We start from the raw sequence: 23,715 nt of genomic DNA on the forward strand, positions 1-23,715 counted from the left end.
ACGTGTGAGGAGGGTTTGAGCTTCCAAACGTGAGGGATTTCACCTCACAACGCTCCCGCAGTAGGATAACCGGGCAGTAACTTACGCCCAGAAGGAGACCTCATGAGCCCAGCGACAATGCAGCAGTCAACAACCCCGGTCGTCGGCTTCGAGGTCGACACGACCTCTTCGACGACCGATGTCTTCCTCGCGACGGTTACCGAGAACCCGAACCGTCCTCTCGTGGCCAAGCCTGTCGAGGACGACTGGGAAGAGGTGTCTGCGGGTGAATTCCTCACCCAGGTCAGAAACGCGGCCAAGGGACTCATCGCCTCGGGTGTCGAGGTCGGAGACCGAATCGCGATCTTCGGACCGACCTCTTACGAATGGACTCTCAGCGACTACACCGCCTGGTTCGCCGGAGCTGTCTCAGTCCCGTTCTACGACACCTCCTCCGAAGCACAGCTCGCCTGGATGATCCAGGACGCAGGCGTCGGCCGCGGCCTCGTCAGCAGTCGCGAACATGCCGACCGGGTCGAAGCCGCCGCAGCCGCCGCCGGAGTCCCTGCCCCGCAGCTGTGGATCTGGGATCAGGGAGCCTTCTCCGAACTCGAGGCCACCGGCCGACAGATCAGCGACGATGCCCTCGAAGCCCAGCGCCAGCAGGTCACAGGCGATTCGGTCGCCACACTCATCTACACCTCCGGCACCACCGGCAGGCCTAAGGGATGCGTCCTGACTCACGGGAACTTCGTCCAGACCGCGCAGGCCGCGCAGATGCAGATCCCTGATGTCTTCGCGACAGGCATGCGATGCCTCCTGTTTCTGCCGCAGGCACACGTCTTCGCCCGTTTCATCGAAGTTCTCTCGATCAGCTCCGGTGCCCTCCTGGCACATCAGTCCGACCTTACGAAGCTCACCGACTCCCTGGGCAGCTTCCGCCCGTCGTTCATCCTCGGGGTCCCTCGCGTCTTCGAGAAGGTCTACAACTCCGCACTGGCCAAGGCCGAATCCGGTGGTCAGGACAAGATCTTCCGCCGTGCCGAACAGGTCGCCGTGGCCTACTCCAAGGCCATGGACGCAGGCAAGATCCCGATCACGCTCAAACTGCAGCATGCACTGTTCGACAAGCTCGTGTACTCGAAGCTGCGCTCTGTCATGGGCAACAATGTCACCCACGCGGTCTCCGGCGGCGGTCCGCTCGGCGCCCACCTCGGTCACTTCTTCCGCGGAGTCGGCCTCATCGTCCTCGAGGGATACGGCCTGACGGAAACGACCGCTCCCATCACTGTGAACGTGCCGGACAAGGCCAAAATAGGCACTGTCGGAGTTCCACTGCCCGGGGTGAGCGTGGCGATCGCCCCCGATGGTGAGATCCTGGCCAAGGGCGCCCCGGTCTTCCGCGAATACTGGAACAACCCGAAGGCCACCGCCAAGGAATTCCACGACGGCTGGTTCGCCACCGGCGACCTTGGGTCGCTCGACGAGGACGGCTACCTCACGATCAACGGCCGCAAGAAGGAGATCATCGTCACCTCGAGTGGAAAGAACATCGCGCCGGCACCACTCGAAGACGCCCTGCGACGCCACCCCCTCATCGGCCAGCCCGTAGTCGTCGGAGATAACCGGAAATTCATCTCCGCGCTCATCTTCCTCGACTCGGAGGTGCTGCCGACATGGTTGAAGAATCAGGACCTGCCAGAGATGGACCTGCGCCAGGCTTCCGCTGACGAAACGGTGAGGGCCACCATCGAGAAGGCAGTCGAGAACGTCAACAGAACGGTGTCGCGGGCAGAGGGCATCAAGAAGTTCGCAATCCTGCCAGTTGAGCTCACCGAAGACAACGGATACCTGTCGGCCAAGCAGTCGGTCAAGCGTCACGCCGTCGGCAAGGACTTCGCCGCTGACATCGATGTGCTATACGCCGACTGACCACATTCCGGCGGTGAGACGTAGGCTGGGAGTCCATGAAACTACTCAGGCACCTTCGCGAAGGAGCAGACCATGCCCGATGACACCAGCCAGATGAACAGCTACGTGGCCAGGGATGAGGCATTCGACCGGGATACGAACTACATCGAAGATCGGATCCTCGCCGATCCCGACTCCCGGTGGCCGGTCGAACCCGGTCGCTACAGGCTCATTGCCGCTCGCGCTTGCCCGTGGGCGAACCGGACGATCATCGTCCGCCGGCTGCTGGGCCTCGAGGACGTCATCTCCATCGGAATGCCGGGTCCCACGCACGATGCCAGGTCCTGGACGTTCGACCTCGACCCCGGCGGAGTGGACCCGGTGCTGGGCATCGAGCGCCTGCAGCAGGCGTTCTTCACAAGGTTCCCGGACTACCCCCGCGGAATCACCGTCCCTGCGATGGTCGAGATCGCCAGCGGTGCTGTCGTAACGAACGATTTCCCGCAGATCACCGAGGATTTCTCCACTCAGTGGAAGAAGCATCACAGAGAGGGTGCCCCGGATCTCTGGCCCGAAGAATCTCGGGAGGAGATGGAGAAGGTCATGCGCCTGATCTACACCGAGATCAACAACGGCGTCTACCGGTGCGGCTTCGCCGGCTCCCAGGAGGCCTACGACGCAGCCTTCGACCGGCTGTTCACTGCTCTTCGCACCGTGGAGGAACGACTGAGCCATTCCCGGTACCTCATGGGTGGTTCCATCACCGAGGCGGATGTCCGTCTGTTCACCACTCTGGTTCGCTTCGACCCGGTCTACTTCGGACACTTCAAGTGCAACCGACAAAGACTGCGGGACTTCGAAAACCTCTGGGGCTATGCCCGCGACCTCTACCAGACGCCGGGCTTCGGTGACACCGTGGACTTCACCCAGATCAAACAGCACTACTACATCGTCCACGTCGATGTGAACCCGACGCAGATCGTTCCCAAGGGCCCGGATCTCGCCGGCTGGCTCTCGCCTCACGGCCGCGAGAAGCTCGGCGGATCGCCCTTCGGCAAGGGCACCGCCCCCGGGCCGGTCCCCGCCGGTGAAGAAGTTCCCCAGGAACACACCGCTGCAGCCTGGCTGTGACGCTGCTGGCGAAGACCCCGCAGACAGTGTGGAACCGGCGGAGGGCACTGTCGAGGACAGAACCAGTATGGTCAAAAGTCTGGATTAGAAGCACGGTCCACCACTCTCAGCGCGTTCCCAGCAGTTAGTCTTTAAACAGACATCTGCGGGTTAAGATCGAAGGAGCACGAAGTGGCACCAGCCAAAGTACTGGCCTCACGCAACACCGTGGCCGAAGCCGGCCACAACGCCATCACCCAGCCGGGTCCCGCTCATCTGATGCGCGCGATCAAGCGCTTCGGCGAGCGGCTGGGCAATCAATTCGGTGGCGCTATCACCTACTTCCTGGTCCTCGCGGTGATGCCGATCGCGATGTTCACCTTCGCAAGTCTGGGCTTCGTCCTCGATGTGCTGAGGCCGGAGCTCCTCCCCGTCGTCGTCGAGCAGATCGAGACGCAGGTGGGCGGAAATTCGTCACTGACAGATCAGTTGGAGAGCTTCCTCACCAGCTGGCAGTCGGTCGGAATCATCGCCATCCTGGCCGCCCTCTACACGGGGCAGGGATTCATCGGCAACCTCGGTGCCGCTGTGAGAGCGCAGCTGCACGCAGACTTCGATGACGCCGTGCCCGACAAAACGTTCGTCAAGAAGATCCTCAACAACGTTGCAACGCTCTTGGGACTCATCATCGGCCTGCTGCTCACTGTGGCATTGACCGTCATCGGCAGCGGTCTTCAGCCGCTCATCAGCGAGAAACTCAATCTTCCAGGGTGGGCCTCGGGCCTGCTGGTCGTCGTTCCGATCATCATCACTCTGGGCGCCGCGTGGCTGATCTTCATGTTCCTCTTCACCATGCTGCCCGACCATCCGGTGGGCAAGAGAGCCAAGATCAGGGGCTCACTCATCGGCGCTGTGGCCTTCACGATCCTCCTCAACCTGGCCACGGTCCTCGTCGAGATCTTCTCCGGCAACAAAGCCGCAGGCGTGTTCGGTTCGATCATCGCGATCATGCTGACGATGAATATCTTCGCCCGGATAGTCCTGTTCGTTGCGGCCTGGATCGGCACCGCGAACCCACCGCGGCCGCAGGAAGATCCCTCACCCGAATACCGACTCGTCGAGCCCCAGGTCCAGATCCAGAGTCTCGGCGCACTCCTGACCGGTGCCGGCATCGTCGCACTGACGCTGCTCGGATTCCGGCGATACGACGAACACCAGACGAAACGCGAGTAGGCAACCCGTTAGACTGGGCGAGAATTCGCTAACTGACCGAGGAGATACGACCTTTGACTGATGCAACGACGGCTCGCCTGAATGAATGGGCGAACAAGCAGACTGCCGCCGAAGAACTCATCCCACTGACCGGACGCCTGTATCGCGAACATGACGTGCTGCTGACGCTGTTCGGTCGGTCTCTGCTGAACAAGTCGGTGACCGGGATGATCAAGGCTCACCGCTACGCCCGCCACTTCCTCGGCGAGGATCTCGACATCGAGGTGACACTCAAGATCGTTCGGGCCCTGACCGAGCTCGACCTGGGGCCCACCCGAATCGACTTGGGCCGCCTCATTAAGAAACAGCAGGAACAGTCCGACTCCATCGAGGACTTCCTCTCCACCGAGCTCGACTCGGTGGCGGGCACCAATGCTGAAGACGGTGCAGTTCGCGACATCGTGCTCTACGGCTTCGGCCGCATCGGCCGGCTGCTGGCCCGCATTCTCATCGATCGCGCCGGTGGAACAGGTATGCGTCTGCGTGCGATCGTCGTCCGCAAGGGCAGCGATGATGACATCGTCAAGCGCGCCTCGCTGCTGCGGCGTGACTCCGTGCACGGCAATTTCGACGGCAGCATCGTCGTCGATGAAGACGCCAACACGATCCAGGCCAACGGCACACTGATCCAGGTCATCTACTCCAACGATCCCTCGCAGGTCGATTACACCGAATACGGCATCAACGATGCCGTCATCGTCGACAACACGGGAAAATGGCGCGACGAAGAGGGCCTGTCCAACCACCTCGAGTGCCCCGGCGCGTCAAAGGTCATCCTCACTGCTCCCGGCAAGGGCGACGTCAAAAACATCGTCTACGGAGTCAACGACGCTGCCATCCTCGATGACGATAAGGTGATGTCAGCGGCATCGTGCACCACGAACGCGATCACCCCGGTGCTCAAGGCCCTCCATGACAAGTACGGGGTCCGCAACGGCCATGTCGAGACGGTGCACTCATTCACCAATGATCAGAACCTCATCGACAACTTCCACAAGGGCTCTCGTCGTGGTCGCGCCGCTGGCCTCAACATGGTCCTCACGGAGACCGGAGCGGCCAAGGCCGTGGCAAAGGCTCTGCCAGAGCTCAAGGGCAAGCTCTCAGGCAACGCGATCCGCGTTCCGACACCGAACGTGTCGATGGCGATTCTCAACCTCAACCTTGAGACAGCAACGAGCGTCGATGAGCTCAACGAATTCCTTCGTGAGACCTCGATGAATTCGCCGTTGCGCAATCAGATCGACTACGTCTCCTCTCCCGAGCTGGTCTCCAGCGACCTCGTCGGTTCGAAGCGAGCAGGTGTCGTCGATGGTTTGGCCACGATCGTCGATGAAGATCGTGTCGTCGTCTACGTCTGGTACGACAACGAGTTCGGCTACAGCTGCCAGGTCATTCGCTGTGTGGCGAAGATGGCCGGGGTCGACGTTCCCGCGTTCCCCTGACCTGATCCTGTTCCCATCCGGAAGCGCCCGCAGCCTGAATGGCTGTGGGCGCTTCGCTGTCTGTGAATGCTGGCTAGTCTCGAGTGCTCTCCTGTTTACGTCTGCTGGGGTGTCCAGGCGCGGCCGGTGGCCGGCGAAGCTGGAGGCTGGAGGCTGCTCAGGCTCGTGCTCTGCCCTGGCGTGCCTTCTCATTCTCAACCGCGTCGTGGAGCCAGATCGGGGTATAGGTGCGGAACCGATTGGCCAGAGCGTCGTCACTGTCGAGAATCACGGCGAATCGATCATCGGCGCTCGAGAGTTCGTTGGCCCATATCGGTCCCAGACAGGCGAGGATCGCACATGCCAGCACGACCGCGACTGCCAGGATCGGTGTCGTCGAGAACAGCGTCCATCCGGACAGAATACCGAGCACCGCAAAGCCAGTCGCCACAGCCATTCCCGCGTTGCGGCTCCTGGGCGCACGGGCACGGGCCGGTCTGGCGGAGGCGACTGAGTCAAGTACGTCACGATTGATCCTCGTCCATGCGACGATCGCACCCAGCGCACACACGATTCCGATCATGATGAGGCTGAAGGCGGAGAACAGCAGAACCGTGTCCACCCGAGTCCCCTGCGCCTGCATCGCCGCGCCGAGACCGGCGACGAGCATTGCGAGGGCCAAAACGAGCATGCTCAGCAGTCGTGCGCGGCGCACCGCTATGAGTTCACTGACAACCTGAGCGAGGAACGCCCGCTGGGCAGCATGGTCTGACTTCTCGGTCATCGTACGTATCCGGCTGCCTTGTCCACCGTGTGCGGGAACATCTCGCCCGCCACGTACTTTTCGAACAGGTCGACGAACTGGTTGGCCAGACGCATGCGCCATCCATCGGTGTCCCCACTCATGTGCGGGGTGACGATGACGTTGTCCGCCTGCCACAAGGGATGATCGGCGGGCAGCGGCTCTTCGTCGAAGACGTCGAGTCCAGCGCCAGAGATCTGGCCAGTCTCGAGCGCGTTGACGAGGTCGGGGGTGACGACCCCCTCACCACGGCCGACATTGACGAAGTAGGCGCTGGGATCCATGGCGGCAAACACCTCGGCGTCGATGAGATTCTTCGTTTTGTCCGTCAGCGGCGCGATGTTGATGACCCAGTCCACCCCGGACAGATGAGAACTCAGCTGCGCGGAGTCGATGACGGTCCCGAAGTCAGCATCTCCGGTCCGAGCGTGGCTGCCGGCACCGGTGACGTTGACGTCGAGGGCGCTGAGGACCCTGGCGATCTCCCGGCCGATCGAACCTGTGCCGACGATCATGGCATGAGAGCCGGCCAGATTCTTGGTCGATCGACGATTCCAGACCGAATCCCGCTGATCCTCAAGCGATCGCAGCGAGTTCTTCGCATGGATGAGGATGTAGTTGAGCACGAATTCTGCGATCGGTCGGTCGAATATTCCCCGGGCATTCGTGACCACGACGTCAGAGGCCGAGAGTTCGTCGAACAGCAGCGAGTCAACCCCTGCCGCGGCGGCGTGGATCCACTTCAGGCTGTCGGCGGTTCCGAATTCGCTGCGCAGCGCCTTTGAGAAGAAATCCCAGAGAAGGAGGACATCGGTGCCGGGCAGAGCGGAGCCCAGCTCGTGGGCCTCGACGATCCGAAGCTCGACATCCTCCCTCCGAGCGAGGTCAGTGAGCTGGTCGGGAATCTCTGTCCCGGGGGCGTTGAGTATTGTCAGTACCGTCATGAGTCGACTCCTTCAGCCTAGCCTTTTCAGCCAGACTATCCGATGAGTCGGCGAGGCTACCGGAAGCGTCCGTGAGATTATCGGATGGGCCGGTGCCCACGCTGACGAGTTCGCGTTTCGCGGTTTCAGTCTTCAATGTCTGCGCCAGCGGGGTATTCGGCAGGAAGCACAGGAAGATGAAACCGAGGACTGCCAGAGGCGCGACCCACAGGAACAACGGCACCAACGCATCATTGTACGACGTGATGATGAGGGTATGCAGTGGCTCAGGCATGTTCGACACGATCTCGGGTGTCAACCCTGTTGAGGAGACCTTGGGCAGCGGCTGTGCGGGATTGGCCTTCGCCAGCCCGCTCATCCCGTCCTTGATGTTGTCGAGGAGGCGCTGTGTGAATACCGACCCGATGAAGGCCATGCCCAGGGTCGCGCCGACCTGTCGGAAGTAGTTGTTCGAAGCAGTCGCTGTTCCCACCATGGCGACGGGGAATGCATTCTGGACGACGAGGACGAGCGTCTGCATGCTCAGGCCCAGTCCGAGTCCCAGCAGAGCCAGACAGCCCATCGTCTCCCATGCCGCGCTTTCGGCCTTGAGCTGCGAGAGCAGAACCAACGCGGCGGCTATGATCAGCACGCCTATCAGAGGGTACTTCTTGTACTTGCCGGTGCGGGAGACGACGAAGCCGATGAGAGTCGAGGAGACGAGCATCGTGCCCATCATCGGGACCATCATCAGTCCAGCCTTGGTGGCGTCGATACCATGGACCATCTGCAGGTAGGTGGGCATGTAGGACAGAACGCCGAACATGGCGACTCCGATGAACAAGCCCGCGATGGTGCACAGCAGGAAGTCCCGGTTCTTGAACAGGTACATCGGAATGATCGGCTCGCTGACCTTGTGTTCGACGAGGATGAATCCGGCGATCGCGAGGGCGCCGACGATGATGAGTCCGTTGATCTGCCACGAGCCCCATGCATAGTCGTGCCCACCCCAGGCAGAGACGAGGACGATGCAGGAAGTGACGATCGAGACCAGGGCCATGCCTACGACGTCGATCTTCGGACGTTTTCCACTGGTGTGTTTGGGCACCTTGAGGAAGATGGCAGCAGCGAAGAGAGCGATAACCCCCAGGGGGAAGTTGATCGCGAAGGCCCAGCGCCAACCGGGTCCTTCTGTCAGCCAGCCGCCGATGAGCGGTCCGGCCACGGAGGACACGGCAAAGGCGGAGCCCATGATGCCCATGTACTTTCCGCGTTCACGGGCCGGGACCACGGAGGCGATGATGGACTGAGAGAGGATCATCATGCCGCCGCCGCCGATGCCCTGGAACACACGACCGAAGATGAGCATCGACATGTCGCCTGCGATGAGCGCGAAGACCGAGCCCAGCAGGAAGCAGCAGATCGCGAACATGAAGAGCAGTTTGCGACCGAACAGGTCTCCCACCTTGCCGTAGATCGGCATCATGATCGTGGAGGCGAGCATGAATGCTGTGGACACCCACAGCATCTGGTCGACGCCGTCGAGTTCACCGACGATCGTGGGCAGAGCGGTCGCCAGCACAGTCTGGTTGAGCGAGAACATGAACATAGCGATCATGAGACCCACGAAGAGCAGGATGATCGCAGATGTCTTCATCGGCTCGGTATCGTCGTGGTCTTGCACGGTTTGGGTCACTTCTCCGGAACTCAGCCCTTGGTTACTTCTCATCACAGCCTTTGTCATAGTCGGTTCAGAACCTTGAGAAAGAGGCCCAACGATTCTTCATAGATTTCTTTGGTGCCGCCCTTTTCGACCACGACCCCAGGCGATCGCTTGAGTGTCTGGCCCGCGTGGTTGAGCGGAACTCTGCACAGTTGGGTCAGCATTCGGGCACTGCGCCAGACCGATTCCTCCGAGGAGAACTCCTGCCCCAGGAAGCGCAGACGGGCGACAACATGCTCTGCCACGAGCTCTTCGAGGGCTTCTGCCCGGTCGAAGCGCTTGCTGACCAGCTCCGGGTATCGGGCGAACAGCTTTCTCCGCCGCGCGGGCATATCTGGGTCGACGGAACCCATCAGCAAGGCCTCGCGAACGAATCGGGACGTGTCCTCAGCCAGGTCCTCGATCCCTGATTCGGAGTGGACATAGGCGTCGACGACGTGCTCGTCGATGTTGGATTCGTCGAGGCCGACGATCGCGTCTTCCTTCGTCGCGTAGTAGTTGAAGAAGGTTCGTGTGGACACCCCCACATCTGCTGCGATGTTCGCTACGGTTGCGCACTCGAGGCCGTCGTCGAGGACCCTCGTGATCGCTGCCTCGTGCAGCGCATGTCGTGTCAGTCGCGCCTTCTTGGAGCGGAGGGATTCGTTGTCGGCCATGATGATATTTTTGCATCACATGCAACTTTTCACCAACTGCAAAATTGCAATTGTGCAATATTTCACGTTTTCAGGCGTGAATCGCAAACATCACATCAGCGTCTTCAACCGTGCCCTGTGCTGTTCGAGGACCTGCAGCTGCCCCAGAAGCGTCGTCTGTGCATCGGTGTCCGTGGTGTCCTGCCGCTGCAGTCGAGAATGCAGCTCCTTGGCGATCCGCTCGAGATCGTAGTCGAAGAGACGGGCCACAATGCCCCTAGCGAACCCCTCCGCACTGACGCCGTCTGCCACCGGCAGGGGTGTCACGAGCAGCTGCGTGACATAGGGCCTGAGATCCTCGGCACTGGCATCGAGGACGGCTTCCACCCAGCGCGTGGCGTCAACTGTTCCGGCTGCCTTCACACCCCCGGCGGCCTTGAGCGCAGACTGGATCCGACGATAGCCCGGGTGCTCGAAGGCTCGCCCGGACAGGGAGTCGAAGAGTTTGGCGTTGACGAACTCTGGATGCTGCAGCGCCACCATCAGGGCGCCCTTCTCTGTTTTGAGGCGAGCGGGGCTGATCGGTGCCGACAGGTTCGAGACGTCGGGGCGCTCGTCGTAGACGTATTCGATGGCGGTGTCGTCTCTGCCAGTGCCTCCCCCGGCGGTGCCGGGCGCAAACCCTGTGGTCGAGCGTTGACCGTTCGTCGCCGGATACTGACCCTGGCCGGACGTCTGCTGACCGGGCATCTGGCGTCCGGATCGCTCCTGCGCCGGAGTCGACCGGTTCTGTTTCCACGCGGCAGGCTGTTCCTGCGATCTGTTCATCTGCGCGTGTGACACTCCGGCGGAAACCTGCGGGGCATCAGGAGGAGGCTGAGGCGGCTCCGAAGGGTGCTGGGGAGGAGTCTGCTGCAATCCACCCTGAGCCTGACGAGTCTGGTTCGGCTGCGACTTCTTCGGTCGCTTTCGGGCATCTCTGACCGCAGATTCCACCTCGTCGATGTCGACGCCGATGCGGCCGGCCACGAAGCGATAGTAGTGGCTGAGGCTGTTGCGATCACGAATGTCAGCCAGGACCTCGGCACTGGCCTTGACTGCAGCGATCCTGCCCTCGACCGAGTCAAGGTCGTAGCGAGAGATCGCGGTGGTGATGACGAATTCGAAGAGCGGCTTGCGACCGTCGATGAGTTCGCGCAGCGCACCGTCTCCCTTCTGCATCCGCAGGTCGCAGGGATCGAGCCCATCGGGTTCGACTGCGACGAAGGTCTGAGCAGTGAACTCGCTTTCGAATTCGAAGGCCCGCAGTGCCGCTTTCTGTCCGGCTGCGTCCCCGTCGAAGGTGAAGATCACCTGGCCCGTCGGGTCGTCGCCGAGCAGTCGCCTCACGATCTTCACGTGCTCGGGCCCGAAGGCCGTTCCACACGTGGCCACCGCTTGCGTGACTCCGGCCAGGTGGGCTGCCATGACATCGGTGTAGCCTTCGACGATGACCACGCGTTTGGTCTTCGCGATGTCCTTCTTGGCCAGGTCCAGCCCGTAGAGCACCTGGTTCTTGTGATAGAGAGCGGTCTCCGGAGTGTTCAGATACTTCGGCCCCTGGTCGTCGTCGAACAGGCGTCTGGCACCGAAGCCGATGGTCCGCGAGGTCATGTCCTTGATCGGCCACACGACCCTGCCGCGGAAACGGTCGTAGATGCCGCGGCCGCCTTCACTGGCCAAGCCACCGGCAAGAATCTCCTCCTCGCTGAAACCTGCCCGTTTGAGCTGCTTGGTCAGCGAATCCCAGGATTTGGGGGCGAAGCCGAGACCGAATTCCCGGCTCGAGCTGCTGGGGAAGCCACGGCCCTCAAGGAACTTCCGCCCGATCTGCCCCGCCTCGCCTGCGAGCGACTGAGTGAAGAATCTCTGCGCGACCTCGTGCATCTCCAGCAGCCGTTGTCGCCGGCTCGCCTGCTCACGATCGGGACCCTTGCCATCTTCGTAGCGCAGATGCATCCCGATCTTGCCGGCCAACGATTCGACAGTTTCGACGAAGCTGAGCTGTTCGACCTTCTGCAGGAAAGCGAAGACGTCGCCTGACTCCCCGCAGCCGAAGCAGTGATACATCCCAACCTGGGGTCGGACTGTGAACGAGGGAGTCTTCTCATCGTGGAAGGGGCACAAGCCCTTGAGAGAGCCGATTCCCGCGGTCTTGAGCGTGACGAACTCACCGACCACCTCGTCGATGCGGGTTCGACTGCGCAGCTCGTCGATGTCCTCGCGTTTGATCAGTCCGGCCATAGTCTAGAGACGATCCTCCGCTCCTGCTTTGAGCTGGTGGTACAGCGCCCAGGCGGAGTGGTCGGTCAGAGATGCGATCTGGTCGACGACGACGCGCAGTCGGGCCGCATCGTCGGCGGCTTCGAAGTAGTCAGCCCTGAACATCGGGTCGAGATTGATCGGTGCCTCGGAATACCACTGGGCCAGCTCGGTGATGACGGCGGACTGGATGTCATGCAGACGCAGACGATCTTCGGCGACCATCACCGTCAACGTCGCCATTCCCTTCAGGACGGCGATCTCGACAACCGTGGGGTCGGGGACGACGAGGGAGGCTGCATAGCGGGCCAAGGGCTCCCACCCGAACTCCTCACGAGTGGCAGCTTCTGCGGCACCGACGAACCGTCCGATGAGCTGGCTCGTCATGTGCTTGAGTGCTGCTTGGGCTCGCCTGGATCCGTCGTAGGTCTCCGAGGGCCAATATGCCGCTGCCTGCAGTCTTGACAGCGCCTTGTCCATCTCCTCATCGCTCGTGGTCGGCAGATACCACTTCCGGGTGATGTCGAAGAGCTCTCCGCGGCGGTTCTCAGCAGCGAACTCACCCAGGTGCAGGTGACCGCCGGCAATGGCGTCTTCGACGTCGTGGACGGAGTAGGAGATGTCATCGGCGAGGTCCATCACCTGGGCTTCGATGCATCGCTTCCCGTCTTCGATCCCCTCACGGTAGAAGTCGAAGACCCCTCTGTCATCGTCGTAGACGCCGAACTTTCGGACACCGGAGTCGCGCCGACCAACGGTTGCCTCACTTCGCGACCATGGGTACTTGGTCAGCGCGTCAAGACTTGCCCGTGTCAGATTGAGTCCGGCCGGGCGAGAGTCGTCGGCAATCACCTTCGGCTCGATACGCGTGACCAGGCGCAGCGTCTGCGCATTGCCCTCGAAACCGCCGACGTCGATGCACAGAGCGTCGAGGATTGTTTCGCCGTGGTGGCCGAAGGGTGGGTGGCCGAGGTCATGGCTCAGGCAGGCGGTGTCGACGATGTCTGGATCGCAGCCCAGGTAGCGGGCGAGTTCGCGTCCGACTTGGGCGACCTCGAGGGAGTGGGTGAGCCGAGTGCGGACGAAATCATCGGTTCCCGGTGAGACGACCTGAGTCTTGGCGCCGAGTCGACGCAGGCCTGCGGAGTGCAGAACCCGTGCCCGGTCGCGTTGAAAGGCGGATCTGCGCGGATTCTTGGCCGGTTCGCTCACCCATCGTTCTTCGTCCCACGGCGTGTAGACCGCCACGGTCCCCGAGCGCACCGATGTGCGTGGGTGAGAATCGAATGGCATTGTCATCCTCCAGAGATGTCGAGTTCCGCCTCGGAGAGCAGAGATTTCCCGCTGACATCAAAGATGCGGGAGTCGAGCCATCCTTCGGGCAGATGCGGCTTCTTCGGGCGGGTGGTCCGCCCCCGGGAGCCTTCCGCATCCGTTCCAGGATACGGTGCGTCGTGATCGAGCTGCGCCAGCAGGCCCTCGAGCTCCTCGAGCGAGGAGACCATCGCCAGCTGACGGCGCAGGTCTCCCCCCACCGGATAGCCCTTGAAATACCAGGCAATGTGCTTGCGCAGGTCACGCACGCCGTAGAACTCGTCCTCATAGTATTCGGCCAGGTACTCGCCGTGCTTGTAGACAGCGCGTGCCACCTCGGCGAGGCCGGGCCGGAAACGTTCATCGCTGCCATTGAGCGCATTGGCGAGGTCACCGAACAGCCAGGGCCGACCCTGGCATCCACGGCCGATGACCACGCCATCGCAACCTGTTCGGCGCATCATCTCGAGTGCATCTTCGGCCGCGAAGATGTCACCGTTGCCCAGAACCGGAACGGTGTCGCCGAGGTGGTCCTTGAGTCGGGCGATGGCGTCCCAGTCAGCCTGACCGGAGTACAGGTCCGCCGCGGACCGACCGTGGAGAGCGACCGCTGCGACACCTGCGTTGCGGGCTGTCTCGCCGGCGTCGAGGAAGGTCTGGTGGTCCTTGTCGATGCCTTTGCGCATCTTCACCGTCAGCGGGATACCGCCGCGGTCTGCCTCAGTCACGGCCGTGGTGACGATGGCTTCGAACAGGTCTTTCTTCCACGGCAGGGCAGAGCCGCCGCCCTTCCGGGTGACCTTGGGCACGGGGCAGCCGAAGTTGAGGTCGATATGGTCGGCGCGATCCTCCTCGACGAGCATCCGCACGGCCTGTCCGATCGTCTCCGGGTCGACGCCGTAGAGCTGAACCGAGCGCGGGGTCTCGAAGGGTTCGTGTCGAATGATGCGCATGCTCTTGGGGCTGCGTTCGACCAGTGCCCTGGACGTCACCATCTCTGTCACATAGAGGCCGGCACCGTACTCGCGGCACAGGCGCCGGAAGGCGGTGTTGGTGATTCCCGCCATCGGTGCGAGCACCACTGGCGAGGACAGCTCGATGGGGCCGATGCGCAGAGGCTCGACGGTGGCTGGGGATACGGATTCTGGGGCAGGGCTGATAACACTCACCATGCTATTATCCCCGAGCCGTCAAATGATGGGGCACCTGCACAAGCAGACGCTGTCCTCTCACGATCGCACATGTGAACCCTCCGTCTCGTTCTCATCTCTGTCCACATCAACCTGTTCCGGGGCCAGAAATTCCCGAATGTCCCATTTGACGTCGAGTCGCAGCTCTTCGGCGAGACGCTCATCGTGGGTGATGACGATCATCGCGCCGCCGAATCCGTCCAGCGCGGTCACAAGAGCAGTCAGCGATGACAGGTCGAGGTTGTTGCCGGGCTCGTCGAGCACGAGGAGCTGCGGTGCGGGATCCTGGAGCAGGCTCTTCGCCAAGGCCACGCGAAACCGCTCGCCTCCCGACAGGGTCGAGCAGAGCTGATCGGTACGGCCCGCCCTCAGCCCCATCGCCGCCAACACCTCATGGACGCGGTGCGGTCCCAGGCTATGGTTGTTCTCCCTCACCGCCTCCATGACGGTGAGCCTCGGCGGCAGCCTGTACTGCTGGTCGAGGATGCCGATGGGAACCGGAACTGTGACCGACATGTTCGGGAACAGCTCGTCGATCGGCGCCCCCGTGTCGTGGCGGCCGGCGATTGCTGTCAACATCGTCGATTTCCCAGAGCCGTTGGCACCGGTCAGCCTGATGCGCTCGGGGCCGACCACTGTGCGCGGCTGGACCAGGCCTCCCCCCGTGATGTCGAGGACTCGTTTGCCGGAATGGATCACGGTCTCCGGCAGATCCAAGCGAATGCTCGAGTCCCTGCGCAGGGCGCCCTTGGCAGACCGCACCGAGGAACGGGCCTCCTCCTCGTCAGCGGCTTTGTCTCCGCGTCGCTTCGCGGCACTCTTCTGGGCGAAGTCGCTCAGTCCATTCATGACCATCTTGGGCCGCCGTTTATTCTCCTTGTCCTTGGCCGCCTTCCGGTCGGCCCTGGCCAGTTTCGTTTCAAGTTCGATGCGCTGGCGCTTCTCGATCGCCAGCGACTTCTTGGCGTCGACGAGGTCCGCGAGCTTCGCCTCTTCCTCGGCCGCGACCATGGTTTCGTAGTCGTCGAAGTCTCCTCCGTAGACCCGCAGCTGGTCCGTCATCTCGACGATCGTCGAGACCGTCGTCAGGAGTCCACGATCGTGAGAGATCACCAGGGTCGGTCCGGCCCTGTCACGGAGCAGGGCAGCCAGTCGGCGACGCCCCACCTCGTCGAGGTTGTTGCTGGATTCGTCGAGGATCAGCCAGCGCTCGCCTGCCAGCGCGGCCCTGGCCAGCCCGATGCGCATGGCCTGGCCTCCCGAGAAGGTGGACAGCCGCCGGTCCAAGGCAGCCGCGTCGAGTGTGAGGCCGAGGTCGGCCAGAGCGCTCAGCGCCCTCTCTTCGATGTCCCAGTCATCCCCGATGACGTCGAAGTCTTCGGTTTGGGCCTCACCGGCTAAGGCTGTCGACAGTGCCGATCTGATCTCGATGATTCCCAGCGCCGAGGCGACACTGTCCTCGGTGTGCGGCAGCAGCTGATCGATGTAGACAGCACCCTCGGCACCGGTGATGCTTCCGGCAGTGGGCCTGAGCAGACCGGCGATGATCCTGGCGAGGGTGGATTTGCCGACCCCGTTGTTGCCGACCAGGCCGACGGTTGCAGCAGGAATCGAGGCGGTCAGAGATGTGAAGATCTCGGTGTCGTCGCCGAGGCGGTACCCGAGAGCGGAGATGGATATGGCAGCAGTCATGTGTGACCTCATTTCGTGCACAGAAGTGCGATGCGGGTCCGTTGCACCCGCGTGGTGCGGAAATGAGGAACTACTTCACGAAGCGACTGTCTTTCGCCGGGAATGGATCAGAACCAGAATGCCCGAGCATGGATCGTTTCGTCAAGGGTGCTCTCAGACCACCGGGCTTTCTGCCGTCTGTGACACTGCTTCCCAGATCTCAAACGGTGAGGAGGTCTCAGACGATGATGAGCATGAGTTCCGCCGGCTCGTCACCCGGGTTGGACAACTGATGCGGGACGTCGCCTGGTGCCTGCGCACAGTCGCCGACTCGCAGGGTGGTCCGGCGATCGATCGTGACGATTTCGATAGCGCCGGCGAGGACGAAGAAGGTCTCACGTGAGCCGCTGCGGTGCGCCGCGAACGACGCAGTTTCACAGTGCGGATCAAGTTTGTAGTGAACGACTTCCATGTTCTCCTGCGGGGCGGGAAGATCCCGCCGCTGGGTGCCCCTGCCGTATGCGCTGTGGGCGGGGATGGAGTCGCTGCTGGTGATGACCACCTCCGGTGGGGCCAGGAGCTCTCCCACATCGACGCCGAGAGCGCGGGAGAGACCCATGGCGTTAGAGACGGACGTGTCCTGTTCGCCACGTTCGATCTTCGACAAGGCTGCCCGTGAGATCCCGGCACGGACTGCGAGTTCGTTGAGCGTGAAGTCGTTGTACTTGCGGCGGGCTCTGATGCGCGCGCCGAATACTCGAGCCCCGAGGTCTTCTGTGTTCGCCATTGTGACATCATAGATTATTCTTGAATAGTAGAGTGAATTCTACCAAAGCAACCTTCTTCACATGATGGACCTTCTCATATGACACCACTGCTGGCGCTTGCTCCAATTATGCTCGCCATCGCCCTGCTCATCCTCAGGCAGAGCTCGTGGATCTCCGCCACAGCCGGGGTCATCGCCGCCGGACTCTCCGTCGTCCTCTTCTTTCCGACGCCGATGTCGGTTCTGCTCGAATCCGGTGCCGACTACTTTCCGCTCATCCTCGAAGTCGCCCTCATCCTCCTCTTCGGCATGGTGCTCGCACGGCTCCTCGAAGCGGCAGGTTCGATGGGCGAGATCTCCGCCTGGGTCGAATCAGCGGCACCCAGTCGGCCGCTCGGTGTGGCCCTCGTCGTCTTCGGCCTCGTCCCGTTCGCCGAATCAGTCACCGGCTTCGGCATCGGTGTGACGATCGGAGTCCCCGTCCTCCGACTGCTCGGATGCTCGCTGCGTCAATCGGCGATGCTCGGACTCCTGGGCCTCATCGCCGTGCCGTGGGGCGCGTTGGGGCCGGGCACGACGGTCGCGGCGGCATTGGCCGGCCTGGACGTCGACGAGCTTGGCGTGGCGACGGCGTGGATCAATGCGATCCCTGTGGTCATCGTTGCCGCCTCGGTGATCCTCATCATGCGGCCTGGCCTCGTCTCCTGCCTCGGGATCGCCGCGACCGCCGCCCTCATGTGGGCGGGCATCCTGACGGCCAGCATTGCGATCGGCATGGCCCCGGCAGGCATCATCGGCTCACTCCTCGTCATTGCAGTCATGGGCGGGCTCTTCATCATCCGGCGTCGCAGCACCGGCTTCACCCGGCGGCTGGGAATCGCTGTGCTGCCCTACGCAACACTGACTCTCGGACTGCTCCTTGCTCGCGCACTCCAGTCCACCTTCCCTTCGCTGCTGACTCAGATCGTCGCCTCTCCCCCGTTCTGGTTGGCTGCCGCCTGCATAATCGCGGCGTTCACGGTGGACTCTCGGCGCACCGTCACGCGTTCTGCCGTGCGCTCCTGGGCACCCATCGGGGCAGGGACAGCGGCCTTCATGCTCATGGGATGGGTCATGACGACAACCGGGATGAGTGCTGCGATCGGATCACTGGTACCTGCCGGCCTCGTCCTGCTCACGCCCTGGCTGACCGCCACAGGAGCTGTGGTCACCGGCTCGAACACCGGCGCCAACTCAATGTTCACCGGCACCATTGACGCGGTCGCCGCCGCATCCCACATCTCGTCCCTGCCCGTGGTTGCCGCAGGGAACGCAGCCGGCTCACTCGCTGCGCTGGCTGCTCCCCCACGTGTGGCGATGTCGGTGCAGATGGCCGATCCCTCCGGGCCCGCCTCGGCGAGTGACATCGGCTGGGTTCAGGGCCGAGCATTGGCCGTGGCTGGAGCCAACGCCCTCTGCCTCGGACTCTGGATCCAGTTCATGGCCTGAGGCCAAGCCGAAGAGCAGCTGCGGGCATGGGAACGGCCATGGATCCGAGATCACCGAGGCTCAGGTCAGACCCGGATGAGCTCGCGCGGGAACGCAGTGAAAGTGTCACAGCCGCTGTCGGTGATGAGGATTGACTCGGACAGCTCGTACCCGTACCCGTTCATCCACATGCCGCAGATGAGGTGGAAGGTCATTCCCGCCTCGAGGAACTGATCGTCCTCGGTCCTGATCGAGATCGTGCGCTCGCCCCAATCGGGCGGATATCCGATCCCGATGGAGTACCCCAGACGGCTCGGCTTCTCCAATCCAGCCAGCGCCAACACCCGATTCCACGTCCGGGCGAGTTCAGCGGTGGGGACCTCGGGCGCGGCGACGTCGAGCACCGCAGCCAGCGCCTCGGCGACGACGCCTTCGAGACGGATGAGCTCCTGCTTCGGCTTTCCCACCACGGCGGTCCGCGCCAGGGGCACGTGATAACGGCGGTGGACGCCGGCCAGCTCAATGCTCACCGACTCGTCGTCGATGAATCTGCGGTCCGTCCAGCTCAGATGCGGAGTGTCCGCACTCTCCCCCGTCGGCAGCAGCGGAACGATGGCCGGGTAGTCACCCCAGGCGCTGCCGCGCCCGCGAGCCTGCGCGGCCGCGATCTCCGCGGCCACCTCGTTCTGCGCGACGCCGACCCCAATCGTGCCCAGCGCTGCGTTCATCGACTCCGTGGTCACCTCGGCGGCAGTGCGCATCAGCGCAACCTCTGCCGGGGACTTGATCGCCCGGATCCAGTTCACCAGTTCGAAGGAGTCGACCAGCCTCCACTCAGGAACGCCGTTGACCAGCGATCGGAAAGCGCGCGGAGAGAAGAAATGCGAGTCCATCTCGACTCCGACCGGCGAGGAGGACGCGCGGGCGACCTCCCAGCGCTGCCGCAGCGCGAAGGACACCCAGTCGAACGGGTGGATGTGGGGCCTCTGCACATACCGTTCGGGATAGCCGACGATGTCCTCGGGCGGCAGCCACGAGGTATGTGTGGCTCCCCTGGCATCCATGTCTCGCAGGAACAGGGTGAGTGGACCCGCGGCCGGAACGAACAGGAGCTGCGGGGTGTAGAACGACCACGCGTTGTAACCGGTCAGGTAGTAGATATTGGCGGGGTCCGTGACAATGAGCGCAGACAGCCCCTGGTCGATCATCCGATCGCGCACCGAGGCGATGCGCCCCAGATATTCGTCCGCGGAGAAGAACAGATCGTTCGCCCCGATCGTGTCGACCTCGCCCGGCCGAGGCTGGGGACGAGCCCTGACTTCCTGCCCCGCTCGCCCCTGCTCGGCGCCGGGCCGCATTCCCTGGACATCCGGCCGGTTGTCTTCTCCGGCGTAGAACAGCTCACCCTCATTCATAACTACATTCTGGTGAGCCGCATCACACCGTGTCAATGACTGCAACACGCGTGTTGTCGAGGGTGGAAATGCGAATTCATGACGAATCCAGAATGATTGTTTTTCAGATTCGACTGAATTCGCATGCGACGATGCGTATTCCAGCTGAAACAATGGTAGATTATGCTGAGACCCAAATCACGGAGGTGAAGAATGGCCCACTTGATGCCGAGCGGAAGCAATCACCGCCTGGGCAATCTCGACGAGAAATCGAAAGCGATCATCGTCGAGTTGCAGCACGATGGACGCAAGTCCTATTCCGCCATCGGCAAATCCGTCGGGCTGTCGGAAGCTGCCGTCCGTCAGCGGGTCTCCAGGCTCATCGAATCCGGCGTCATGGAAATCGTCGCCGTCACCGATCCTCTGAGTCTGGGCTTCGCCCGACAGGCCATGGTGGGAGTCAAGGTTCGGGGCGACATCTCCAAGGTCGCCGACCGACTTCACGGATACGATGAGATCGACTATCTCGTCGTGACCGCGGGGTCCTTCGACCTCTTGGTCGAGATCGTCTGCGAATCAGATCGCCACCTGATCGAATTCGTCAACCAAGAGCTCCGTTCAATCGACGCAGTCGTGGACACGGAGCTCTTCATGTACCTCTCACTCGAAAAGCAAAAATACAATTGGGGGACGCGATGACAGAGAATGTCACCAGAGCTGGCACCGGCTATCAGGATGCCATCCGCAACAACGTGTGGATGCATATGTCACCGCACCAGTCACTGTTCAATGGTGGTGAAGCACCGATCATCACTCGTGGCGAAGGCCACCACATCTTCGACGACAAGGGCAAGAAGTACCTTGATGGTCTGGCCGGACTATTCACAGTCCAGGTTGGCCACGGTCGCGAGGAGATCGCGAAGGCAATGTACGATCAGGCGCTGAAGCTGCCGTTCATGCCGCTGTGGTCCTTCGCCCACCCGCAGGCCATTGAGGTCTCCGAGCGCCTTGCGAGCTTCGCCCCGGGCGACCTCAACCGCGTCTTCCTCACCTCCGGCGGCGGTGACTCGGTCGAGTCCGCGATGAAGTTGGCGAAGAACTACTTCAAGATCACAGGCAAGCCGGGCAAGCACAAGATCATCTCGCGCGCCACGGCTTACCACGGCACCCCACACGGTGCCCTGTCCGTGACCTCACTGCCGGATCTGCGCGAACAGTTCGCGCCCTTGGTGCCTGGTGCGATCAAGGTGCCCAACACGAACTTCTACCGTTCGCCGCAGCCCTACGCCCACGATGAGAAGGCCTTCGGCCGCTGGGCAGCCGACCGCATCGCCGAGGCCATCGAGTTTGAGGGCGCCGATTCGGTCGCGGCCGTCTTCCTCGAGCCTGTGCAGAACTCCGGAGGTTGCTTCCCGCCGCCCCCCGGATACTTCGATCGGGTGCGCGAGATCTGCGACGAGTACGACGTGCTCATGGTCTCCGACGAAACCATCTGTGCCTATGGCCGCATCGGCGACATGTTCGCCTGCAACGATTTCGGCTATGTCCCCGACATCATCACGAGCGCCAAGGGCATCACCTCCGGCTACGCTCCGCTGGGTGCGATGATCGCCTCGGATCGTCTGTTCGAGCCGTTCGGCCCCGGTGGAGAAGAAACCTTCTACCACGGCTACACCTTCGGCGGTCACCCCGTCGCCTGTGCCGCCGCGATGGCGAACTTCGACGTGTTCGAAAAGGAGAAGCTCAACGACCACGTCCATGAGAACGCAGCCGCGTTCAAGTTCACGCTCGAGAAGCTCAAGGACCTGCCGATCGTCGGTGACGTTCGCGGTGAGGGCTTCTTCTACGGCATCGAACTCGTCAAGGATCGTGACACCAAGGAGTCCTTCACCGAGGAGGAGTCGGAGCGCATCCTCAAGAACTTCGTGTCCGCGAAGATGTACGAAAACGGCCTGTACTGCCGCGCCGATGACCGTGGAGACCCAGTCATCCAGCTCTCGCCTCCGCTGACCGTGGGTCAGAAGGAGTTCGATGAGATGGAGCAGATCATCCGCGGCGTCCTCTCAGAAGCCTGGACGAAGCTCTGATCGCAGTCGTGCTCGCAGCTTGCGACCTGGCCACAGGCTGAACAAGCACTCACACAGAAGCGGCCCCGTCTCCTCATCCGAGGAGTCGGGGCCGCTTCTTGCTGTTGGAACCAGCTCAGTCGCCTTGGAATGCGTCTGACACGAGCCGAGGCCGTGCCAGACCTCGAATCCGAATCAGACGCCGAATCCGAATCAGACGCCGAGGTGCTCGGCCAGGTAGTTCTCGACCTGATCGAGGCTGACGCGCTCCTGGCTCATGTCATCACGCTTGCGGATCGTGACCGCGTTGTCGTCGAGCGAGTCGAAGTCGAACGTGATGCACAGCGGGGTGCCGATCTCGTCCTGACGACGGTAGCGACGACCGATCGCACCGGCATCGTCGAAGTCGATGTTCCAACGCTTGCGCAGCCGGGCAGCGAGCTCCTTAGCCTGCGGGGACAGCTTCTCGTTGCGACTCAGAGGCAGCACGGCGGCCTTGATCGGAGCCAGGCGCGGATCGAGCTTGAGCACGATGCGCTTGTCGACGCCGCCCTTCGTGTTCGGGGCCTCGTCCTCGAAGTAGGCGTCGACGAGGAATGCCATCATCGACCGGGTCAGGCCGAAGGAAGGTTCGATGACATAAGGAGTGAAGCGTTCACCGCTGGCCTGGTCGAAGTACTGCAGCTTCGCGCCCGATGCCTCGGTGTGGGTGCCCAGGTCGTAGTCGGTGCGGTTGGCCACACCCATGAGCTCGCCCCATTCCGATCCCTGGAAGCCGAAGCGGTACTCGACGTCGATCGTGCCGGACGAATAGTGTGCCCGGTCGTCTTCAGGGACGTCGAGGCGACGCACGTTGTCTTCGCTGATTCCCAGATCGAGGAACCAGTTCCAGCAGGCTTCGATCCATTCGCGATAGTAATCGTCGGCCTCTTCGGGGCGGACGAAGTACTCGATCTCCATCTGCTCGAACTCGCGGGTGCGGAAGATGAAGTTTCCGGGAGTGATCTCGTTGCGGAATGCCTTGCCGATCTGGCCGATGCCGAACGGCGGCTTCTTCCGTGCCGCGGTGATGACGTTGTTGAAGTTCACGAAGATGCCCTGAGCGGTCTCCGGGCGCAGGTAGTAAAGGCCTGCATCCGAGTCGACAGGGCCCAGGAAGGTCTTGACCAGGCCGGAGAACTCCTGCGGCTCGGTCCACTGTCCGCGTGTTCCGCAGTCGGGGCAGACGACGTCGGCCATCCCGTTCTCGGGCGCCTTGGAGTGCTTGGCCTCATAGGCCTCGACGAGGTGGTCCTCGCGGTGGCGCTTGTGGCAGTTGAGGCATTCGACGAGCGGATCGACGAAGGTCTCCACATGTCCGGAGGCCTCCCATACGCGCTTGGGCAGGATGATGGAGGAGTCGAGTCCGACAACGTCTTCACGACCGCGGACGAAGGTCTGCCACCACTGGGACTTGATGTTGTCCTTGAGCTCAACGCCCAATGGCCCGTAGTCCCAGGCCGAACGGGATCCGCCATAGATCTCTCCGGCTTGGAAGACGAATCCTCTGCGTTTGGCCAGGGCGATGACGGCATCCAACTTGGACTGTGCCACGTTAATTCTCCTTGAGGTAGTTCGCCGACGGCCGGCTGCCGTGGCTCGCAGATACAGCCTATCTGTTCAGCTCCAGTCCGAGGGGATGCCCCCATGGGCGACGGAACTCACACTTTCTCCGGGCCTGAGAAACACCTCGGCGGGCGTGTGGCATGTAGCATTGAGGTACACCCAAAC

General features: G+C 62.3%; 18 protein-coding genes. 7 read left to right on the forward strand and 11 right to left on the reverse strand.

Annotated features, from left to right (window positions below; translation table 11 throughout):
• Positions 1-102: 102 nt before the first annotated feature.
• The 4 genes from AAFP32_RS09325 (at position 103) to AAFP32_RS09340 (ending at position 5,714) form a co-directional block, all read left to right on the forward strand.
• The gene (locus AAFP32_RS09325; protein WP_350268899.1) at positions 103-1,911 is read left to right on the forward strand and encodes an AMP-dependent synthetase/ligase; all 1,809 of its coding nucleotides are present in this window, start codon (positions 103-105) and stop codon (positions 1,909-1,911) included.
• A 72-nt stretch (positions 1,912-1,983) separates the two neighbouring features.
• A complete protein-coding gene (locus AAFP32_RS09330; RefSeq protein ID WP_350268900.1) occupies positions 1,984-3,021 on the forward strand; it encodes a glutathione S-transferase family protein in 1,038 nt (345 codons plus the stop codon).
• Between the two features lie 171 nt (positions 3,022-3,192).
• A complete protein-coding gene (locus tag AAFP32_RS09335; RefSeq protein ID WP_350268901.1) occupies positions 3,193-4,233 on the forward strand; it encodes a YhjD/YihY/BrkB family envelope integrity protein in 1,041 nt (346 codons plus the stop codon).
• Between the two features lie 53 nt (positions 4,234-4,286).
• A complete protein-coding gene (locus AAFP32_RS09340; protein WP_350268902.1) occupies positions 4,287-5,714 on the forward strand; it encodes a glyceraldehyde-3-phosphate dehydrogenase in 1,428 nt (475 codons plus the stop codon).
• A 157-nt stretch (positions 5,715-5,871) separates the two neighbouring features.
• On the opposite strand, the gene AAFP32_RS09345 is transcribed toward AAFP32_RS09340, so the two are convergent.
• From AAFP32_RS09345 to AAFP32_RS09385, 9 genes are all read right to left on the reverse strand, one after another.
• Positions 5,872-6,477: a hypothetical protein gene (locus AAFP32_RS09345; RefSeq protein ID WP_101618524.1), complete on the reverse strand. Its 606-nt coding sequence runs from the start codon at positions 6,475-6,477 to the stop codon at positions 5,872-5,874.
• On the reverse strand, positions 6,474-7,439 hold the full coding sequence (locus AAFP32_RS09350) for a D-2-hydroxyacid dehydrogenase (RefSeq protein WP_350268903.1): 966 nt from the start codon (positions 7,437-7,439) through the stop codon (positions 6,474-6,476). The genes AAFP32_RS09345 and AAFP32_RS09350 overlap by 4 nt, the downstream gene beginning before the upstream one ends.
• Positions 7,381-9,075 carry a DHA2 family efflux MFS transporter permease subunit gene (locus tag AAFP32_RS09355; protein WP_420883392.1) on the reverse strand — a complete coding sequence of 565 codons (1,695 nt, stop codon included), beginning with the start codon at positions 9,073-9,075 and terminating at the stop codon, positions 7,381-7,383. The genes AAFP32_RS09350 and AAFP32_RS09355 overlap by 59 nt, the downstream gene beginning before the upstream one ends.
• A gap of 83 nt (positions 9,076-9,158) precedes the next feature.
• Positions 9,159-9,797: a TetR/AcrR family transcriptional regulator gene (locus AAFP32_RS09360; protein ID WP_350268905.1), complete on the reverse strand. Its 639-nt coding sequence runs from the start codon at positions 9,795-9,797 to the stop codon at positions 9,159-9,161.
• Positions 9,798-9,887: 90 nt separating this feature from the next.
• Positions 9,888-12,059 carry a DNA primase gene (dnaG, locus tag AAFP32_RS09365; RefSeq protein ID WP_350268906.1) on the reverse strand — a complete coding sequence of 724 codons (2,172 nt, stop codon included), beginning with the start codon at positions 12,057-12,059 and terminating at the stop codon, positions 9,888-9,890.
• 3 nt (positions 12,060-12,062) lie between these two features.
• A complete protein-coding gene (locus AAFP32_RS09370; protein ID WP_350268907.1) occupies positions 12,063-13,370 on the reverse strand; it encodes a deoxyguanosinetriphosphate triphosphohydrolase in 1,308 nt (435 codons plus the stop codon).
• A gap of 2 nt (positions 13,371-13,372) precedes the next feature.
• Complete coding sequence (gene dusB / locus AAFP32_RS09375) at positions 13,373-14,563, reverse strand: tRNA dihydrouridine synthase DusB (RefSeq protein ID WP_350268908.1); 1,191 nt, start codon at positions 14,561-14,563, stop codon at positions 13,373-13,375.
• Between the two features lie 57 nt (positions 14,564-14,620).
• Positions 14,621-16,273, reverse strand: a complete 1,653-nt coding sequence (locus AAFP32_RS09380; protein ID WP_350268909.1) for an ATP-binding cassette domain-containing protein — start codon at positions 16,271-16,273, stop codon at positions 14,621-14,623.
• Positions 16,274-16,490: 217 nt separating this feature from the next.
• A complete protein-coding gene (locus AAFP32_RS09385) occupies positions 16,491-17,039 on the reverse strand; it encodes an XRE family transcriptional regulator (RefSeq protein ID WP_350268910.1) in 549 nt (182 codons plus the stop codon).
• A 78-nt stretch (positions 17,040-17,117) separates the two neighbouring features.
• Between AAFP32_RS09385 and AAFP32_RS09390 the strand changes: the two genes are divergently transcribed.
• Positions 17,118-18,506: an L-lactate permease gene (locus AAFP32_RS09390; protein ID WP_350268911.1), complete on the forward strand. Its 1,389-nt coding sequence runs from the start codon at positions 17,118-17,120 to the stop codon at positions 18,504-18,506.
• A gap of 65 nt (positions 18,507-18,571) precedes the next feature.
• Here AAFP32_RS09390 and AAFP32_RS09395 read toward each other — a convergent pair whose 3' ends face one another.
• On the reverse strand, positions 18,572-19,900 hold the full coding sequence (locus AAFP32_RS09395) for a M24 family metallopeptidase (RefSeq protein WP_350268912.1): 1,329 nt from the start codon (positions 19,898-19,900) through the stop codon (positions 18,572-18,574).
• 192 nt (positions 19,901-20,092) lie between these two features.
• On the opposite strand from AAFP32_RS09395, the gene AAFP32_RS09400 reads away from it, so the two are divergent.
• On the forward strand, positions 20,093-20,578 hold the full coding sequence (locus AAFP32_RS09400) for an Lrp/AsnC family transcriptional regulator (protein ID WP_101618516.1): 486 nt from the start codon (positions 20,093-20,095) through the stop codon (positions 20,576-20,578).
• Positions 20,575-21,966 (forward strand): aspartate aminotransferase family protein, encoded by a 1,392-nt coding sequence (locus tag AAFP32_RS09405; protein ID WP_350268913.1) that lies wholly within the window; start codon positions 20,575-20,577, stop codon positions 21,964-21,966. The genes AAFP32_RS09400 and AAFP32_RS09405 overlap by 4 nt, the downstream gene beginning before the upstream one ends.
• Before the next feature lie 192 nt (positions 21,967-22,158).
• On the opposite strand, the gene AAFP32_RS09410 is transcribed toward AAFP32_RS09405, so the two are convergent.
• On the reverse strand, positions 22,159-23,538 hold the full coding sequence (locus tag AAFP32_RS09410) for a glycine--tRNA ligase (protein ID WP_350268914.1): 1,380 nt from the start codon (positions 23,536-23,538) through the stop codon (positions 22,159-22,161).
• Between the last annotated feature and the right edge of the window lie 177 nt (positions 23,539-23,715).

The organism is Brevibacterium sp. CBA3109, from assembly GCF_040256645.1.
Classification (GTDB): Bacteria; Actinomycetota; Actinomycetes; order Actinomycetales; family Brevibacteriaceae; genus Brevibacterium; species Brevibacterium koreense.

Excerpts from the sequence above, each read along its gene's own strand:
- AAFP32_RS09325 (WP_350268899.1), top strand. The coding sequence starts at position 103 with ATGAGCCCAGCGACAATGCAGCAGTCAACAACCCCGGTCGTCGGCTTC.
- AAFP32_RS09330 (WP_350268900.1), top strand. The coding sequence starts at position 1,984 with ATGCCCGATGACACCAGCCAGATGAACAGCTACGTGGCCAGGGATGAG.
- AAFP32_RS09345 (WP_101618524.1), bottom strand. The coding sequence starts at position 6,477 with ATGACCGAGAAGTCAGACCATGCTGCCCAGCGGGCGTTCCTCGCTCAG.
- AAFP32_RS09350 (WP_350268903.1), bottom strand. The coding sequence starts at position 7,439 with ATGACGGTACTGACAATACTCAACGCCCCCGGGACAGAGATTCCCGAC.
- AAFP32_RS09355 (WP_420883392.1), bottom strand. The coding sequence starts at position 9,075 with ATGAAGACATCTGCGATCATCCTGCTCTTCGTGGGTCTCATGATCGCT.
- AAFP32_RS09360 (WP_350268905.1), bottom strand. The coding sequence starts at position 9,797 with ATGGCCGACAACGAATCCCTCCGCTCCAAGAAGGCGCGACTGACACGA.
- dnaG (WP_350268906.1), bottom strand. The coding sequence starts at position 12,059 with ATGGCCGGACTGATCAAACGCGAGGACATCGACGAGCTGCGCAGTCGA.
- AAFP32_RS09370 (WP_350268907.1), bottom strand. The coding sequence starts at position 13,370 with ATGCCATTCGATTCTCACCCACGCACATCGGTGCGCTCGGGGACCGTG.
- dusB (WP_350268908.1), bottom strand. The coding sequence starts at position 14,563 with ATGGTGAGTGTTATCAGCCCTGCCCCAGAATCCGTATCCCCAGCCACC.
- AAFP32_RS09380 (WP_350268909.1), bottom strand. The coding sequence starts at position 16,273 with ATGACTGCTGCCATATCCATCTCCGCTCTCGGGTACCGCCTCGGCGAC.
- AAFP32_RS09385 (WP_350268910.1), bottom strand. The coding sequence starts at position 17,039 with ATGGCGAACACAGAAGACCTCGGGGCTCGAGTATTCGGCGCGCGCATC.
- AAFP32_RS09390 (WP_350268911.1), top strand. The coding sequence starts at position 17,118 with ATGACACCACTGCTGGCGCTTGCTCCAATTATGCTCGCCATCGCCCTG.
- AAFP32_RS09395 (WP_350268912.1), bottom strand. The coding sequence starts at position 19,900 with ATGAATGAGGGTGAGCTGTTCTACGCCGGAGAAGACAACCGGCCGGAT.
- AAFP32_RS09400 (WP_101618516.1), top strand. The coding sequence starts at position 20,093 with ATGGCCCACTTGATGCCGAGCGGAAGCAATCACCGCCTGGGCAATCTC.
- AAFP32_RS09405 (WP_350268913.1), top strand. The coding sequence starts at position 20,575 with ATGACAGAGAATGTCACCAGAGCTGGCACCGGCTATCAGGATGCCATC.